Origin of the sequence: Pseudonocardia hydrocarbonoxydans, from assembly GCF_006539565.1 — a bacterium.
GTDB lineage: Bacteria > Actinomycetota > Actinomycetes > Mycobacteriales > Pseudonocardiaceae > Pseudonocardia > Pseudonocardia hydrocarbonoxydans.
In genome coordinates, this window is sequence record NZ_BJNG01000016.1 from 1 (window position 1) to 16284 (window position 16284).

17 protein-coding genes and 2 pseudogenes are annotated in these 16284 nt (G+C 74.9%); 7 read left to right on the forward strand and 12 right to left on the reverse strand.

Annotated features, from left to right (window positions below):
* The 9 genes and pseudogenes from PHY01_RS09815 to PHY01_RS09855 form a co-directional block, all read right to left on the reverse strand.
* Window positions 1-212 (reverse strand): annotated as a pseudogene (locus PHY01_RS09815) (thiamine biosynthesis protein ThiJ); the annotation flags it as partial.
* Window positions 213-311: 99 nt separating this feature from the next.
* Window positions 312-1268 (reverse strand): AraC family transcriptional regulator, encoded by a 957-nt coding sequence (locus PHY01_RS09820; protein WP_170183736.1) that lies wholly within the window; start codon window positions 1266-1268, stop codon window positions 312-314.
* A gap of 290 nt (window positions 1269-1558) precedes the next feature.
* A complete protein-coding gene (locus tag PHY01_RS09825; RefSeq protein WP_141278265.1) occupies window positions 1559-2581 on the reverse strand; it encodes a CU044_5270 family protein in 1023 nt (340 codons plus the stop codon).
* A complete protein-coding gene (locus PHY01_RS09830; RefSeq protein ID WP_141278266.1) occupies window positions 2578-3123 on the reverse strand; it encodes an RNA polymerase sigma factor in 546 nt (181 codons plus the stop codon). Before PHY01_RS09830 ends, PHY01_RS09825 begins: the two co-directional genes overlap by 4 nt.
* A gap of 221 nt (window positions 3124-3344) precedes the next feature.
* Window positions 3345-4184 (reverse strand): helix-turn-helix domain-containing protein, encoded by an 840-nt coding sequence (locus tag PHY01_RS09835; RefSeq protein WP_141278267.1) that lies wholly within the window; start codon window positions 4182-4184, stop codon window positions 3345-3347.
* On the reverse strand, window positions 4181-5449 hold the full coding sequence (locus PHY01_RS09840; protein ID WP_141278268.1) for a hypothetical protein: 1269 nt from the start codon (window positions 5447-5449) through the stop codon (window positions 4181-4183). Before PHY01_RS09840 ends, PHY01_RS09835 begins: the two co-directional genes overlap by 4 nt.
* A complete protein-coding gene (locus PHY01_RS27475) occupies window positions 5449-5991 on the reverse strand; it encodes an AAA family ATPase (protein WP_141278507.1) in 543 nt (180 codons plus the stop codon). The genes PHY01_RS09840 and PHY01_RS27475 overlap by 1 nt, the downstream gene beginning before the upstream one ends.
* A gap of 16 nt (window positions 5992-6007) precedes the next feature.
* A pseudogene (locus tag PHY01_RS28200) lies at window positions 6008-6574 on the reverse strand (FAD-dependent oxidoreductase); the annotation flags it as partial.
* Window positions 6460-7137, reverse strand: coding sequence for an HAD-IA family hydrolase (locus PHY01_RS09855; RefSeq protein ID WP_141278269.1), 678 nt, complete (start codon window positions 7135-7137; stop codon window positions 6460-6462). The gene PHY01_RS09855 and the pseudogene PHY01_RS28200, both read right to left, overlap by 115 nt.
* Window positions 7138-7241: 104 nt before the next feature.
* Here PHY01_RS09855 and PHY01_RS09860 point away from each other — a divergent pair, with 104 nt between their 5' ends.
* From PHY01_RS09860 to PHY01_RS26385, 4 genes are all read left to right on the forward strand, one after another.
* On the forward strand, window positions 7242-7808 hold the full coding sequence (locus tag PHY01_RS09860; RefSeq protein ID WP_246085812.1) for an RNA polymerase sigma factor: 567 nt from the start codon (window positions 7242-7244) through the stop codon (window positions 7806-7808).
* Window positions 7809-7834: 26 nt separating this feature from the next.
* Window positions 7835-8104, forward strand: a complete 270-nt coding sequence (locus PHY01_RS09865) for a zf-HC2 domain-containing protein (RefSeq protein WP_218030089.1) — start codon at window positions 7835-7837, stop codon at window positions 8102-8104.
* A gap of 134 nt (window positions 8105-8238) precedes the next feature.
* Window positions 8239-8613, forward strand: a complete 375-nt coding sequence (locus tag PHY01_RS09870; protein ID WP_141278271.1) for a hypothetical protein — start codon at window positions 8239-8241, stop codon at window positions 8611-8613.
* A gap of 213 nt (window positions 8614-8826) precedes the next feature.
* Complete coding sequence (locus PHY01_RS26385) at window positions 8827-8967, forward strand: hypothetical protein (RefSeq protein WP_170183739.1); 141 nt, start codon at window positions 8827-8829, stop codon at window positions 8965-8967.
* Window positions 8968-8973: 6 nt separating this feature from the next.
* Here the strand turns inward: PHY01_RS26385 and PHY01_RS09875 are convergent, their stop codons facing one another.
* Both PHY01_RS09875 and PHY01_RS09880 read right to left on the reverse strand, forming a co-directional pair.
* A complete protein-coding gene (locus PHY01_RS09875; RefSeq protein WP_141278272.1) occupies window positions 8974-10344 on the reverse strand; it encodes a mycothione reductase in 1371 nt (456 codons plus the stop codon).
* A 46-nt stretch (window positions 10345-10390) separates the two neighbouring features.
* Window positions 10391-12142: a hypothetical protein gene (locus PHY01_RS09880; RefSeq protein WP_141278273.1), complete on the reverse strand. Its 1752-nt coding sequence runs from the start codon at window positions 12140-12142 to the stop codon at window positions 10391-10393.
* 106 nt (window positions 12143-12248) lie between these two features.
* Between PHY01_RS09880 and PHY01_RS09885 the strand changes: the two genes are divergently transcribed.
* The 3 genes from PHY01_RS09885 to PHY01_RS09895 are packed head-to-tail and all read left to right on the forward strand — an operon-like array spanning window position 12249 to window position 15242.
* Window positions 12249-13421, forward strand: a complete 1173-nt coding sequence (locus tag PHY01_RS09885; RefSeq protein ID WP_141278274.1) for an acyl-CoA dehydrogenase family protein — start codon at window positions 12249-12251, stop codon at window positions 13419-13421.
* Between the two features lie 6 nt (window positions 13422-13427).
* Entirely contained in the window at window positions 13428-14579 is a 1152-nt protein-coding gene (locus PHY01_RS09890; RefSeq protein WP_141278275.1) for an acyl-CoA dehydrogenase family protein, read from the forward strand.
* Between the two features lie 48 nt (window positions 14580-14627).
* Window positions 14628-15242 carry a ribonuclease H family protein gene (locus PHY01_RS09895; protein WP_141278509.1) on the forward strand — a complete coding sequence of 205 codons (615 nt, stop codon included), beginning with the start codon at window positions 14628-14630 and terminating at the stop codon, window positions 15240-15242.
* 3 nt (window positions 15243-15245) lie between these two features.
* Here PHY01_RS09895 and PHY01_RS09900 read toward each other — a convergent pair whose 3' ends face one another.
* Window positions 15246-16277 carry a uroporphyrinogen decarboxylase family protein gene (locus PHY01_RS09900; protein ID WP_141278276.1) on the reverse strand — a complete coding sequence of 344 codons (1032 nt, stop codon included), beginning with the start codon at window positions 16275-16277 and terminating at the stop codon, window positions 15246-15248.
* Window positions 16278-16284: the final 7 nt, after the last annotated feature.

Sequence of the window (16284 nt, forward strand, 5' to 3'; positions counted from 1 at the left end):
TCATCAGGCATGTGGAAGATCGGCTGGAGGCCGTAGGGGTCGGCGTGGGGCGGCTGCCCGTCGGGTGTCGCGACGACGACGTCGACCCCGGCCTCGGTGAACTTCCGGTACGGGACGGCCGCTTCCTCGGCGAAGAAGCCGGTCTCGTGCGGTGTCCCGTCCGCGAGTCGCATCTCGCGGGCGCTGGTGACCAGGTAGAGCAAGCGCGGCATGGTGTGCTCCCGGATGGTGGTGTGATCGGGAACACTAGGAGCCGGGCAATGCCGGGGTTAGCTCGATTTCTGCGGAAAAGTTGCGGATTCCTGCGGACCTCAGACGCGGGACGTCGCGCGGTCCACGCGCAGCGCCACGCCGCCCCGCTGGGCATCGGCGTAGGCCTTCGGGGTCAGCCCGAAGTGGCGCTTGAACTCGGTGATGAACGCCGACAGGCTCGAGTAGCCGACGCTCGTGGCCACCTCGCTGACGTTCAGTTCGCCGTCCACGAGCAGGCCCCGCGCACGGTCGAGACGCAGCCGCTTGACGAACTGGTACGGCGACATCCCCGTGGCGTCCCGGAACAGGTGGGCGAACGTCGACGGGCTCATGCTCACGTGTTCGGCCAGGTCGGCGATCGTGAGCGGTTCGGACATCCGCTGCGTCACGTAATGGATGACGGCGGCCACCGGGTTGCGCCCGCACTCCTCCGATGCTCCCTGGACCAGCCGCTCGCACTCCTGCGACTGCAGCACCCGGTAGACCATCTCCTGCAGGTAGATCGGGGCCAGCACCCTGCGGTCCGCCCCGTGCACCACGGATTTCACGAAGCGCAGGGCCGCGCCCAGCATGTCGAGGTCGAGGGGTGCCACGTACGCGTCGCGCGGGTCCGGCGCGGCCGGCCGGTGGAACGTCGTCGCCGATCGCTCGAGCATGTCCGCGCAGATCCGCCGGACCATCGCGGGATCGACCTGCAGCACGAACGACAGGTACGGCTTCTCGACGCTGGCCTGCAAGATCTCGGCCTGGAAGCGGAGCCCACGTTTGAGCACGAGGTAGTGGAACTGGTCGTAGCGGTGGCGCACCCCGTCGACGGTCACGCACTTGCGGCCCTGCGCCACGACGCACAGCGAGAGCCCGCCGACGTCGTCCCACTGCGGGAGCGTCGGCTCGACGAAGCGGTAGAACGTGAGACCCGGCCAGTCGGTCGGGTTCGGGCCAGGGGCCGGTGTGCGGGACACCAGCGTCGCGATGAGGTCGCCGGGGGCCAGTCGCTCCTCGGTGGGCAGTTCCATCGCAACCACGGGACCTCCGAACCTCGATCCGGTGCGCTGCGGCGCTGCGGCGCGACCTGATGGTGAGGGGGCACTCCCCCACCTGACAACATCCGCCTGCACAGTGTGCCGTATAACCCCGACCTGACCCAGGGCCAGGTGCGCCCGGTCCCGGCCCCGCTTCAGGAAGAGGTCGGCTGCACAGGGCCCGCTCAGCCCTTGTCGTAGGGGTCCAGCCCCCGCTGCGCCCGGCCCGGGCATCCAAGTGAGCGTGAGGTACCGGTGCAGGAGGCACAGGCTATTTCTTGCCGTCACCCCACCTCGCAGCTCGTGGCGCCGTCGGGTTGCGTCACGCAGGTCATGACGTCCGCCGCGGCAACGACGTCCGCAGGGACGCCGTCGACGACCGTGGTCGTGACCGAGCCGTAGCTGATCGTGCCGTCCGGCGAGACGTAGCGATCCCCCAGGTAGTCACCGGTGTCCGGGTCGATGACGATCTCCTGACGGTCGCCGCCGAAGAGTTCTACCCGGCCCAGCGCCACCCCGGAGCGGCCGAACAGCTCGGCGTCCCCGGCCGTCACCTCGACCCCGGGCACGGTCGTGAGCACCCGGTAGAGGGCGACGCGCAGGTCGGGCGGCACGATGCCGCTGCGCAGGACGTCGGCGACGTAGACGAGCACCTCCCCGTCGGTGGATCGGCCACGCCCCGCACTGTCGGCATAGAGCAGTTCGCGCAGCAGAGCTCGATCGCGCGGCAGCCCAGCCAGCCAGTCAACGGTGGGCGCCTGCCAGCTAGGGACCACCGGGCCGGTGGTGACGATCTGCAGCACCTGTCGGGTGTCCGGATGCTGCCGGCGGGCTTCCGTGAGCGGGACGTCGCCGTCGACGAGCTCAATGAAACGGCGGGAGTCGTCCCACCAATGCGGCTGCGCCGGGTCGATTGGGATCCAGGTCGTGCGGCGCTGCTCCTCCAGGTAGGTCGAGGCGCGGCCACCGTCCACCACGGTTGCTGTGTACACCCCCGCCGTCTCGACCCGCCAGAGCTGCCCGGGGCCGGGTGCCCCGGTGTCGACGACGGCCGACGCGGCCCGCCCCAGCACCTCGGCCGCCTCGGCCGACGCGGCCCCAGGCCCGCCGAGCAGCGGGACCGCGATGAGCGCCGACGCGGCGACAGCAGCCGCCGCCAGGACGGTTCGCGTCCCGCGCCACCAGCGGCGCTGCCGCGCTGGCCGCCAGCGCCGGTCGGCTGCAGCCAGCACGCGGGCCGGGGCGGGATCGACCCGCCCGGCCGCCACGACCGCGTCCCAACCGGGGATCTCGATGTCTTGTGTCATGCCCGTTCCCCTGTCCGGTCGTCGTGGGTGGTGACGTCGGTGAGGTGATCCCGCATCGCCAACCGGGCACGGTGCAGGCGCGACCGAGCCGTCCCGCGTGGGATTCCGACTGCCGTCGCGGCCTCCTGCGGGGTGAGCTGCTCCCAGGTGACGAGCAGCAGCAGCTCACGTTCGACGGGGGCCAGCGCCGCCAGGGCGGCGCGCAGTCGGGGCGCCGCCGCGGCCGCGGTCAGCCGCTCGTCCACGGCCGGCCACTCGTCGGGCGCGGCCAGCTCGGTCGGGAACGGCGCCGGGGCCGGCCGTACGGCGCGCCAGTGCGCGAGCAATACATGCCGAGCCACCCCGAACAGCCAGCCGCGGGCCGGGTCGAACGTCGAGCGAGCCGCGAACGCCCGCACCCACACCTCCCCCAACAGGTCCGGCGCCGCAGGGGGCGCGCGGCGGACCAGGTAACCGTGGACGGCCGCCTGATGGCGCCCGACGAGCGTCGCGAACGCGCCCGGGTCCTGCACCGACCGGAGCAGCAGGCTGTCGTCGTCCACCGGGTTCCTCCCCACCTCACCCGAGTACTTGCCAATCCTGCCGCTCCTGTTCGCCAAGGGGGCAGGTTGTCGGTGGGCGACCTACCGTGGATCCGTGCCCGACGCCCCCTCCCGGCTGGGTCCGCCGGCCCGCGCGTGCTTCGCACACCGCGGCGTCGCGGTCGCCGTCATGGTCGCGTCGGTGCTCCGACGTCAGCCTGGGCCCCGCCGGCCCGGCGTGGTCAGTTCGGCGCGGCGGCCGCGTTGCTGTTCTCGCATCGCGCCAGAAGTTCAGCCATTCTCGTGGCGCCGAAGCACTGCCGTTCTACCGTCGCTCCACATTCGAGGTTGCGGGAGCGGTGGCGGCGGTGCACGAGCCCGAGCTGCTGGAGCCGGATTCCGGCGGGTCCGATGACGTGGTGCCGCTCGGTGTAGTGGCTGTCGGGCTGGGCGATCGCGTACAGCGCCCGGAGCGCGTCGAGGTCGAGACGCTCGTCGGCGTGGGCGAGGCGGTGCAGCGCCTCGCGCTGGGTCGGGGTGAGGAGCCCGCTTCGGGGCTGTAGGTCGTGCACCGTCCTGCCGTCACCGACGACGTCGTTGTTGATGCGGACACCGCGCGCAGCCAGCGTGTCCTCCAGCGCGGCCACGGCGGCGGCCAGCCGGTGCAGCGGCCATCCGAGCGCGTCGGCCAGCTCGGCTCGCCCGACCGGCGCCGGGTGTTGTCCGGCGGCCACCGTCGGCGCGGCGCCGCTGGTGGCCAGCGCGGCTTCGAGGACCTGGTCGTCGGCCGGGCGGTGGGCTGGCCGCACGGCGCGGCGCTGCCGGACCCGGGTGGGTGCGGTGAACAACTCCACCGGGTGCAGGTCCAGGACCTGACACAGCCGCTCCAGCAGCCCGAGGCGCACCGTGTCGTGGTCGCGGTCGCCCCAGAGCCGGACCGGGCCGGTCACCGCGGCCACCCCGACCCGCTGCGCGAGCTGGGCGTGGGACATCCCCGCGGCGACCCGTCGTTGCTCCACCAGCGCCCAGTCGATGACCAGCCGCCGCGCCGGCCGGGACGCAGCCCCGTGTCCTCGGGTCACGCCGTGCCGCACAAGTCGTGCACCGCGACACCGGGGAACGACGGCGGCGACAACGTGACCCCGGCGTACGCGGCGGCGCGGTCGAGGACCTGCTGCACCGCCCGCCTGGTCACCGACGTGTCCGGGCTGCTCCCGGTGAACAATGCGACCTCGCCCGGGCCGGGACCCGGCGCGGGCGAGGGTTCGCCCGCGAGCTGGGCGTGCCGTTCGATGACCGCCGCCCGGACCGACCCGGCCACTGACTTGGGCAGCCGGTAGAGCGTGCCGTCGGCGACGAGATGGACGAGATGCTGGTCGGGACCGGTGCCGGACAGCACGTCGCGCAGCCGCACCGACGCCAAGGCGCCGGAGCGCAGCCCGGTCGCGGCGGCGATGGCCAGCACGGCGGCGGCGGACGGGGAGCACAACCCGCGGATCCGGTCGATGTCGGTCGGGTCGAGCCGCGGCGTCAGGTTGACCCGCACCGCGGACAGACCCGGTCGCGGCGGTAGCTGCAGGAACAGCCCTGCGGTGAAGAACCCGGCCTGGACCGCCCGCACGCGGGTGAGGACCTCGGCGGTGCTGGTCGCGTCGATGGTGTGGCGCTGCAGCACCGCGGCCGCGTGCTGGGCGTCGACCGGCCGCCCCACGGTGCCGGGGCGGGTCCAGCGGCGGGCGACGTCGTGGGCCTGGGCCAGGGTGGTGCGGTACACGTCGTCGACGCGGGCGAACCCGGCCGGGTCGAGCAGCCGCCGCGCGGCCGCGCGGAACAGCGGGAACTCCACGTCGGGCACTTCGGGGAACCCGCCGTCGACCGTCGTTCGTGGTGTCGGCAGCAACGCCAGCGCCACCCGCCACGGGCGCCCGCGCTCACCGATGTCACGGCCGGGCTCGTTGGTGACAAGCCACAACCGCGTGCCGGCGGCTGCGGTGAGCCCGGCCAGCTCGCGCCACCGCGGCGTGGGCAGCAGTTGCGCGCGCAGCACGACCAGATGGCGGACCTGTTCGGCGCGTAGCCACAGCCCCGCGAGTTCCCACGCGCGGCGGCTCACACCCTCCGCGGCGGGGCCGCCGGGGCGTTTCCCCAGCGCGACCAGCACGTCCTCGCCCAGCACCGACAACCCCGCCGGGCCGGGAGTGGGATGACACACCACCACGCCGTGGCTCAGGTCGTGCCGGGCACCGAGCGCGGCCACGCACTCCGCGGTGTCGTCGGCGTCGATCAGCACCTCGGCCCCATGCCACGAGCCGCTGCGGGGGGCCGCGGTGGCCAAGGGCGTGGTCATCAGTGGGTGGCGGCCGCGGCGCGGGTGCCGCCGTGCAGGGCGAACGCGTTGCGCGCGAGCGTCTCGTCGATCCGGTCCCGCCCGGCGGCCCGGCACAGCTCGACCGCGGTGGCGGTGAACGCCGCCCAGTCGCGCAGGTTGCCGTGCGCGAAGTGGTCATCGACGAACAGCAGTAGCTCGGGTGGGGCGTCGGCGTAGACCGGATGGAACCGTGGTATCAGCTCGCACACCTGATCTCCGGTCAGCGCCCGGAATACCACCCGGCGGTAGATCCGCGAGCGCAGCATCGGCTCCTTGGCCAGCACCTTCCAGGCGCCGTCCCCACCGACCAGCAGCAACGCGAACCGGGTCAGCCGGTGATCGTGCAGGTAGCGCAGGAACTCGATGCACTCCCGGTTGAGCTGCTGCGCCTCGTCGACCACCAGCAGCCGTTCCCGCGGGTCGCGGCCGCGGTGATCGGCCAGCTCCTCGAGCAGCTCGGCGGTCAGCGCGAACCGGTCGCGGCGCCCCGACACCGGCACCCGGGTCAGCTCGTGCAGCAGGGTGGCCCCCCGGGACGACCGGGTCGGACCCGGTGGCGACCAGCGCCTGCCGGAACCGCACGGCGGCCCCGTCGACGGCGGCCGTCGCGGGCCCGGTGAACGTCGCCGTCCCGGCCGCGAAGGCGACGCCCGCCGCGCGCACCGCCTCGGCCGAGTCGACGGGCTCGATGGCCGCGACGGCGGCCCGCACGTGCGCCATGACCTGGTCGAACTCCACCCGGATCCGGTCGGCGTGCACGCCGAGGCGGGTCGCGGCACGGGCGTCGGCGGCGGCCGACGCCGCGGCGAGCAGCGCCTTGCTGGGGACGCAGCCCGTCCACAGGCAGTCCCCGCCGGGCCGGTCGCGCTCCACCATCAGCACCGACGCCCCGAACGAGGCCGCGGTGCGCGCCCCGACCAGGCCGGCGCTCCCCCCGCCGACGACGAGCAGGTCCCAGGCCCGCCCGTCGGGGGGCGGCGCCACGGCGGTCACCGGGGTGCGGGCAGGGCGACGAGACCCCTCGCCACCTCGACCAGGTCGTCGCCGACGACGTCGGCCCGGGTGAAGACCTCCGTGTAGTGCCGCTCCAGCCGCCCCGCCCACCCGGTGGTCAGGCCGGCGGCGTGGGCCCCGTGGCAGTCGAAGGCGTGCACCGCCACCAGCGCCACGTCGGGGGCCGGACGGCCGATGCGCGACAGCGCGTGGTCGTAGACCGCGCGCGGCGGCTTCCACATCCGCACCTCGGACGTGGCGATCACCTGGTCGACGAACCGGTCGAGGCCGCTGCGGCCCAGGAACGCCTCGGTCGTCTCCCGGGCGCCGTTGCTCAGGCACACCACGGCCACGCCGGCGTCGGTGAGGACCCGCATCGCCTGCTCCGCGTCGGGCTGCGCGGGCAGCTCCGCGAACCCGTCGAGCACGTGGGCGACGTCGTCGTCGGACAGCCGTCCCCCGCCGATCACCCGCAGCGCCGCGGCCGCCACGGCGGGGAACGGCTCGTAGTCCCCGGCCAGCGTCAACGCCATGCCGTCGCGCTGCATGCGGTCGAACCAGCGCTCCAGGGTGAGGTCGGGCAGGCCGACGTCGACGAACCGGGCTCGGAGCGGTTCCAGCGAGATCAGGGTCTCCACGACGTCGAACGCGACGGTGTGCGGGCGGTGGACCACGGGGGCTCCTTCGGACACGGGCAGGGGCGGGCACGAGCATCCATGCCGATCACCGGATCCGCCGAACCGGGGAATCACCGGACGCCGCCCGGGGTTCCGACGGCGTGGACGACCACGCCGTCGCGGTGCCCGACCCCGGCCGCCGCGCGACGGCGTTCGCCCGCTACGTCGAGCCGGAGGTCGCGGTCCTGCACCGGGTGGCGCTGACGATGACGGGCCAGCCCGCCGACGCCGAGGACCTCGTCCAGGACACGTTGGTGCGCGCCTACCGCGCCGTCGACCGTTTCGACGGTGCGCACCCCCGCGCCTGGCTCCTGACGATCCTGCGCAACACCCACCGCAACCGCGCCCGGACCCGGATCCCGGCGCTGCTGCACGGCGACGAGCAGGCGACGGGGCTGCTCGACCGCGGCGGCGACGCCCGCAGCGCGGAGGACGTCGTGGTCGACGCCCGGTTCGAGGGCGTCGTCGCCGACGCACTGGCCGCCCTGCCCGCCGCGCACCGCACCGTGGTGCAGCTGGTCGACGTCGACGGACTCACCTACGCCGAGGCCGCCCTCGCACTCGGGGTGCCGCGGGGCACGGTGATGAGCCGGCTGCACCGCGCCCGCGCCCGTATCCGCACCCGCCTGGTCGCCGCCGGGCTCGTCCCCCGCCGGAGCCGGTCATGACGCCGAACAGGAGGTCGCCGGACGGGATGTCACCGAGGAGGATGTCGCCCGCGGAGATCGCGCGCTGCTACCGCACCTCCCGCGCGCTGCAGCGCTACCTCGACGGCGAGGTCGACGACCCCACCGCCGCCCGGGTCGCGCGGCACCTGCAGCGGTGCCGCCGCTGCGGCCTGCAGGCCCGCACCTACCGCGCCATCCAGCAGGCCCTGCGCTCCGGCTCGCGCGACGTCGACGAGCTCGCCCTGCGCCGCCTGCGCGCCTTCACCCGCTCCCTGGCCGAGCCCGACGACGCCTGACGGCGTCCGCGCCGTGGCGGGCCCGACGACGCCTGACGGCGTCCGCGCCGTGGCGGGCCCGGTGGGTGCGGGACACCGGGCTATCCTCGACGGCACCGGAGACCCCCGGATGCCCACCGGAGGAGATCCCGACCATGCCCCCCGTGCCCCGCGGTGGCTCCGCCGTCGTCGCGACGACGTGGGCCGTCGCCGGCGTCGTCCACCTCGTGATCGCGCTCCGCGCCGACGGTGCCGGCGCCGTGCTCGGGTTCGCCCTGTCCGCGGTGGCCCTGGCCGGGGCGGTCGCGCTGCTGGTGGACCCCCGTCCCGAGCTGCTGGTGGTGGCCGCGGTGGCCGGAGTCGTGGGGGTGGCCGCGTTCGCGGTGCCGCTGATCCTGCCGCTGCTGGGGATCGGGGCTCCGGCCGCCGATGCCCTGGACGGGTGGCGGATCGGCGGCTTCGTGGTCGACGCGCTGACGGTCCGGCTCGCCGCGTTCACCCTGCGGCGGGCCGGCCGCGCGCGGGCCTGACCGGCACGGAGGTTGCCGGGGGCACCGGTGCGGTGGTCGAATGGCGACGTGACCCCGGCGACCCGCCCCCCGCGCCACACGTTCCGCGTGTGCCTGCTGGCGACGGATCAGCTCTCGGTCGACGACCGCCGGTGTCGGGCGTGGCCCACCGCCCACTGACCCGGCCCGTACGTCCTCGGCTCGGGTCGCCCGACCACCCGGGAGCGCACGCCCATGAGCCCCACCGACGGCCCGGCACCGGCCGAGCCCGAGTGCCCCCGCACACCCGACACCGACACCCCGTCCCCGCGCCGCCTGCTGGAACGGTTCGCCGAGGTGGTGCGCGACGCGCACACCGCCGCCGTGCCGTTCTGACGGCGGTCAGACCGCGCGCAGGGCGTTCTCGACGACCTCGGTGAGCGCCGGGTGGATCCAGTACGGCCGCTCGGCGAGGGTGCGGGCGTCGATGCCGCAGGACAGGGCGACGACGAGGGGCTGGACCAGGATCGACGCGTGCGGCCCCAGCAGGTGCGCGCCCAGCAGCCGGCCGGTGCCGCGCTCGGCGAGGACCTTGACGAACCCGGGCGGGTCCTCCATCGCCCAGCCGTAGGCGGTGTCGCGGTACTCGGTGGCCCCCGCCGTCCAGTCCAGGCCGGCGTCGCGGCAGTCCTGCTCGGTCATCCCCACGCTCGCGACCTGCGGGTCGGTGAACACCGCGGCCGGCACCGGGGTGTCGTCGGTCTCCCGCGGGTCGTCGGGGTGCAGCAGGTTGTGCGCGACGATCGCGGCCTCCCGGTTGGCCACGTGCTTGAGCGGCACCGCCGTGCTCACGTCGCCGAGCGCCCAGACGCCGTCGGCGGTGGTCCGCAGCTGCGCGTCGACGACGATCCGGCCGTCCTCGTGGGTGTCGATGCCGGCCTTCGGCAGGTCCATGGTGTCGCCGTTGGGCACCCGCCCGACGGCGACGAGCAGCGTGTCGGCCTCGACGGTGGCGCCGTCGTCGAGGGTGAGCCGGACCCCGTCCCCGGCCGCCTCGACGGCGGTGAGCTCGCGCCCGGTGCGGACGTCCCAGCGCTCGCGGGCCAGCTCGGTGAACCGCCGGGCGACGTCCTCGTCCTGCCCGCCGAGCAGGGTGTCGGCCACGTCGACGACGGTGACCTGCGCGCCGAGGGAGCCGAACACGTGCGCGAGCTCCACCGCGATGTAGCCCCCGCCCAGCACCGCGAGCCGCTCCGGGAGCCGCGGCATCCGCATGACGGTGTCGGAGGTCTCGAACGCGACCCCCGAGGACGCCACCGGCTCGGGCACCACGGGCCGGCCGCCGGTGGCGATCACGATCCGGTCGGCCGAGACGTCGTCGGCGCCCGTCCCGTCGGTGCGCTCGATCCGCAGCGTGCGCGGACCGGTGAACCGCGCGTCGCCCTCGTAGACGGTGACGTGGTCGCAGTCCTGCTCGCGGAAGCGCCGGCCGTCGCGGGCCTGGGGGTCGAGCCGGCCGAACACGCGGTCCCGCACGTCGGGCCAGCGGACGCCGTCGAGCCGGGCGTCGACGTCGAACCGCGCGCTGCCCCGCACGGCCTGCGCCACGTCGGCGGTGTGGGCCAGCATCTTGGTGGGGATGCACCCGGCGTTGAGGCAGGTGCCACCGAAGCGCCCCCGCTCCACGATCGCGACGTCGAGGTGGGCGAAGGAGTCGTCGACGACGGTGTTGCCCGATCCGGTCCCGACGACAACGAGGTCGTGATGGCGCATGGCGCCAGGCTAGGTCGGGCACGACCGGCCGGCAGGGCGGGCGGGATCAGCCCCGCGGGTCGCGCCACACCGCGACGTCGCCGACGTGCTCCGGCGGGGCGCCCAGCAGCGCCGTGGCCTGCGCGAGCAGGGCGTCGCGGTGGCGGGCCGGGCCGAGCACGACCGAGCAGGTGCCCCAGCGGGCGAGGTCGGCGCGCAGGTTGCGGGCCACGGCCGGGGTGACCTCGCGGACCACGCCGTCGGCCTCGACGTCGCGCAGCAGGCGGCCGGTGGGCGTCGGCTGCCCGCCGAGGGTGGCGCGGCCGGCCGCCGACGGGCCGATGAAGTAGCCGCCGGGCATCGCGAAGGACATGCCCGCGGCCTGCTGCCAGGCCATCGCGTCGGTGTCGGGCGTGACCGGGAAGGGCAGCACCAGCACGCTCCCGCCCGGGCAGTCCAGCGCCGGGTCGTCGGAGAGCAGGAACGCCGGGGTCGGCGGGGCGTCGCGGGCGGGCAGCGGCGCGGGCACCAGCGGCAGCAGCGCCACCGCCACGGCGACGCCCGCGACGGCACGGACCCCGGCGGTCTCGCCCCGCACCCGGTGCAGCGCCAGCGCCAGCGCCGCCCCGGCCAGGCCCGCGGTGAACAGCGGCAGCCGCGTGGAGATGACGTGCTCGAACCCGGGCAGCGGCAGCAGCAGCGCCCACGGCAGCGGCACGCCGGTGCGCACGCCGTCGACGACCAGCTCGGGCCCCAGGCCCAGCACCGCCGTGCCCGCCGCCACCGCCAGGACGGTGCGCAGCGCGGCGTCGGCGCGGTAGCGCACCAGCGCGGCGAGCAGCACCACCAGCAGCGGCAGCCCCAGCAGCGCGGTGTGCTCCTCCGGGCCGCCGGCGAACCCCGCCGAGCGGGCGACGTCGGCGTCGGTGGTGAGCAGCTGCAGCCCGGTGCCGACGACGAACCCCGCGAGGTCGGTGGAGTAGTAGCCCGGGAGGAACGGGCTGCCCTCCTGCGGGAGCGGCCCCAGCAGTTGGTAGGCCAGGCCCGGGCCGCCCACCAGCGCGAACACCCCCAGCGCCAGCAGCGCCCGCCCGGCGACGGGACCCGCCCTCCGCGCCGCCTCGCGCGGCGCGGAGGCCACCAGCACCAGCACGAACAGGGCGACGACGACACCGGCGAGGAACAGGATCTCCTCCCCCACGTACACCTGCGCCCCCGCGGTGACCCCCAGCAGCACGGCGGTGGACCGCGCGGGCCGTTCCGCGGTGAGCAGCCGCACCGACAGCAGCACGAGCACCGGCGCGAGGGGGTCGAGCACCAGGTTGGGGTGCCCGCCCGCGGCCTGCGCCACCATGGCCGGGGAGAACCCGGCGAGCAGCCCCCCGACGGCCGCGGGCCCGGTGGCGACGGGCAGCGCGCGCAGGCAGAGGTACGTCGCCGTCGCCGTCGTGGCCAGGCCGAGGGTGGTGACGACGGTGACGGTGCCGAGCCCGCCGAACGCCGCGGTGACCGGGGCCAGCAGCAGCCCCGGGAGCAGCATCCCGTTGTTCCACATCAGGTTGATGCCGTCGGGGTGGTTGAGCGCGTCGGAGAACAGCGGCATCCGGCCCTGGCCCACCGCGTACGGGGTCCAGGTGAACAGCCAGCCGAACAGCACCGCGTCGGGCTCGTTGACGGCCGTGACCCGCCGCCCGAGCGGCGCCCACCACGACGCGGTGACGGCCACCGCGAGCGCCAGGTAGCCCAGCGGGACACCGGCGAGGGCGGCGGCGCGCCGCCGGCCCCGGGGCCGGGCCACCGGGACGGTCAGCACGGCCATGATCCTTCCACGACGGCCCGGGCCCCCGGCTGCACGGGACCCCGGACAAGTCCTACTCTCGGGTAGGCCGGGCGCCCGCCCGTCGCGGAAGGGAAGGTGGAGCGCGATGCGCTTGCAGCTGTCGCCGGAGGACGAGAAGTTCCGGGAGGAGATGCGGACGTTCTTCACGACCCGCATCCCGCAGTCGATGCGCGACGCCGTCACGGCCCGCGGAGAGCTCGCCCGCGAGGACTGGATCGAGAGCCAGCGCATCCTCAACGCCGCGGGCCTGGCCGTGCCGGACTGGCCGGTGGAGTGGGGCGGGCGCGACTGGACCCCGCTGCAGCGCCACATCTGGCGCTCGGAGCTGCAGCTCGCGGGCGTGCCCGAGCCGCTGGCGTTCAACACCAGCATGATCGGCCCGGTGATCGCGGCGTTCGGCAGCCAGGAGCAGAAGGAGCGGTTCCTGCCGGCCACCGCCAACCTCGACATCTGGTGGTGCCAGGGCTTCTCCGAGCCCGAGGCGGGTTCCGACCTCGCGAGCCTGCGCACCACCGCCGTCCGCGACGGCGACGAGTGGGTCGTCAACGGCCAGAAGACCTGGACGACGCTGGGCCAGCACGCCGACTGGATCTTCTGCCTGGTGCGCACCGACCCCGCCGCCAAGAAGCAGCGCGGCATCTCGATGATCGTGTTCCCGATGGACTCCCCCGGGGTCAGCCTGCGCCCGATCGAGCTCGTCGACGGCAGCGTCGAGGTCAACGAGGTCTTCTTCTCCGACGTCCGGGTGCCCGCGGAGAACCTGATCGGCGAGGAGAACAAGGGCTGGGACTACGCGAAGTTCCTGCTCGGCAACGAGCGCGTCGGCATCGCCCGCGTCGGCTCCACCAAGCGGCTGCTCGCGAGCGCGCGGCAGTACGCCCGTGAGATCTCCGCCGACGGGCACCCGCTCATCGAGGACCCGCGCATCGCCGCCCGGCTCGCGGAGCTGGAGAACGAGATGGTGGCCCTGGAGCTCACCGCGCTGCGGGTCGTCGCGCACTCGGCGGGCGGGCGCCCGCACCCGGCGTCGTCGGTGCTCAAGCTGCGCGGCTCGCAGCTGGAGCAGGACGCCACCGCACTGGTCATGGACATCGCCGGGCCGCTGTCGATCGCCGCGGGCCCCGACCCCGACTCCGACCTCCCCGACTGGGCCCGCCGGTCCGCGCCGGGCTACCTCAACGACCGCAAGGTCTCCATCTACGGAGGCTCGAACGAAGTGCAGCGGACCATCATCGCCGGCACGATCCTGGGGCTCTGAGCAGACATGGACTTCACCTTCGACACCGAGCAGGACGACCTGCGCGACGCAGTTCGGGGCATGCTCGAGCGCGCCTACGGCGCCATCGACCAGCGGCGCAAGGCCGTCGCCCAGGACCCCGGGTTCGACGAGCGGCTGTGGGGGCAGCTGGCCGAGATGGGCCTGCTGGGCCTGCCGTTCGACGAGTCCGTCGGCGGCACCGGCGCAGGCCCTGTGGAGGTCGCGATCGTGGCCGAGGAGATCGGGCGCGTGCTGGCCCCCGAGCCGTTCGTGGAGGCCGTCGTCCTCGCCGGCGGCCTCGTCGACGCCGTCGGCACCGACGCCCAGCGCGGCGAGATCCTCGCCGGCATCTCCGACGGCAGCGTGCTGGCCGCGTTCGCGCACGCCGAGCCGGGCACCCGGTGGAGCCCCGCCGCCGCGCAGGTCACCGCGACGGAGGCCGACGGCGGCTGGCGGCTCACCGGCGTCAAGGAGCCGGTGCCGAACGGCGCGCGGGCCGACGTGCTGGTCGTCAGCGCCGTGGCCGACGGCGTCACCCGGCTGTTCCTGGTGCGCGGCGACGCCGAGGGCGTGGCCCGGCACGGGTACCGCACCCACGACGGCGCCCGCGCCGCCCGGATCCGACTGGACGGCGCCGTCGCCGAGCCGCTGGGCGAGGACGCCGGCGACCGCCGGGCCGACGTCGAGCGGGCGCTGGCCGTGGCCCGCATCGCCTACGCGCACGAGTCGGTCGGCGCGATGAGCACCGCGCTCACCACCACGACCGAGTACCTCAAGACGCGCAAGCAGTTCGGCGTCACCCTCAACACGTTCCAGGCGCTGACGTTCCGGGCCGCGGACATGTACGTGTCGCTGGAGCTCGCCCGCAGCATCGCGCTGTGGGCCGTGCTCGTCGTCGACGCGGGCGGTGACGTCGTCACCGCGGCGGCCCGCGCCCGGCTGCAGACCGCCCGCGCCGCCCGGCACGTCGGGCAGGAGGCGATCCAGCTGCACGGCGGGATCGGCATGACGGCCGAGTACGCGGTGGGCCACTACACGAGCCGGCTCACCGCGATCGACCACCTGCACGGCGACGGCGACTGGGCGCTGGCCCGCCTGGCCGCCGACGTCGCCGACCGCGACGTCGTCGACCCCCTCGGGGCGCCGTACACCGGCTGAGCCCCTCCTCGTCGGCACCCGGGCCCCGGTTACGGTGTCCGGGTGCCGATGACCGCGAAGTACGCCACCACCTGCGGCGTCTGCTCCTCCCGCGTCTCCCCCGGTGAGGAGATCGCCCGCGCCGGCACCGGGTGGGGGCACGTGGCCTGCGCCGACGCGACCCCGTCGACGAAGGCATCCCCGGCGAAGGCCCCCGCACGGGCGAAGAAGCCGTCCCGCCCCGACATGCCCGCCCCCGACGGCGCGCTGGAGGTCTGGACCGACGGCGCCTGCTCGGGCAACCCCGGCCCGGGCGGCTGGGCGTGGGCCACCCGCGACGGGCGGCGCGGCGCGGGCGGGGAGTCCCCCACCACCAACCAGCGGATGGAGATCCGGGCCGCACTGGAGGCGGTGCGCGCGCTGGAGGGCCCGCTGGTCGTCGTCAGCGACTCGACCTACGTCGTCAACTGCTTCCGCGACCGCTGGTGGAAGGGCTGGATCGACCGCGGCTGGGTCACCAGCGCGCGCAAGCCCGTCGTCAGCCGGGACCTGTGGGAGCCGCTCATCACGCTGGTCAACGAGCGCGGCGACGTGTCCTTCCGCTGGGTGAAGGGCCACTCCGGGGACGAGATGAACGACCTGGTCGACGCCCTGGCCGTGGAGCAGGCCCAGGCCGTCGCCTGAGCGCTAGCGCAGCTCGGCCCGGAGCAGCGCCGCGGCGCCCGACATCGCCCGCATCTTGCCCTCCGCGGACGCGCGCGGCAGGTACTTCATGCCGCAGTCGGTGGCGATCACCACGCGCTCCGGTGTGGTGTGCGCGAACGCGCGGCGCGTCCGGGCGGCCACCACCTCGGCAGTCTCGACGGCCGGGTCGGACAGGTCGATCACGCCCAGGATGATCGTCTTGCCGGACAGGTCGGCCAGCACGCCCAGGTCCAGGCCGGACTGCGCGGTCTCGATCGACACCTGGTCCACGGGGCAGCCGGCCAGCTCGGGCAGGAACGAGTAGCCCTCCGGCCGCTCGTGGATGATCGCGGCGTAGCCGAAGCAGATGTGCACCGCGGTCGTGCCGGTGACGCCGTCGAGTGCGGCGTTCAGCGCGGCGAGGCCGTAGGCGCGGGCGGCGTCCGGGCGGGCCTGCATGTACGGCTCGTCGATCTGGACGATGTCGGCGCCCGCCGCGTGCAGGTCGCGGATCTCGGCGTTGACGGCCGCGGCGTAGTCCATCGCGGCGGCCTCGGCGTCGGGGTAGTGGTCGTTCTGGGCCTGCTGGCTCATCGTGAACGGGCCGGGCACCGTCATCTTGATCGTGCGGTCGGTGTGCGCGCGCAGGAACCGCATGTCGTCGACCTCGACGGGGTGGGGCCGCCGGATCGGGCCGGTGATCCGCGGGACCGGGTTGGGGTGGCCGCTGCGGTCCAGCGCCGTGCCGGGGTTGTCGACGTCGACGCCGTCGAGCGCGGTGGCGAAGTGGTTGGAGTAGCTCTCGCGGCGGATCTCCCCGTCGGTGACGATGTCGAGCCCGGCGTCCTCCTGGGCGCGGATCGCGAGCCGGGTGGCGTCGTCCTGGGCCTCCGCGAGGTGCTCGGGGGCCGGGCGCCACAGCTCCCTGGCCCGTACCCGCGGCGGGAAGCGCCCCGCCAGCTTCGCGCGGTCGATCAGCCACTCGGGCTGGGCGTAGGACCCGACCAGCGACGTGGGCAGCAGGGGGAGCGACATGGAAGGC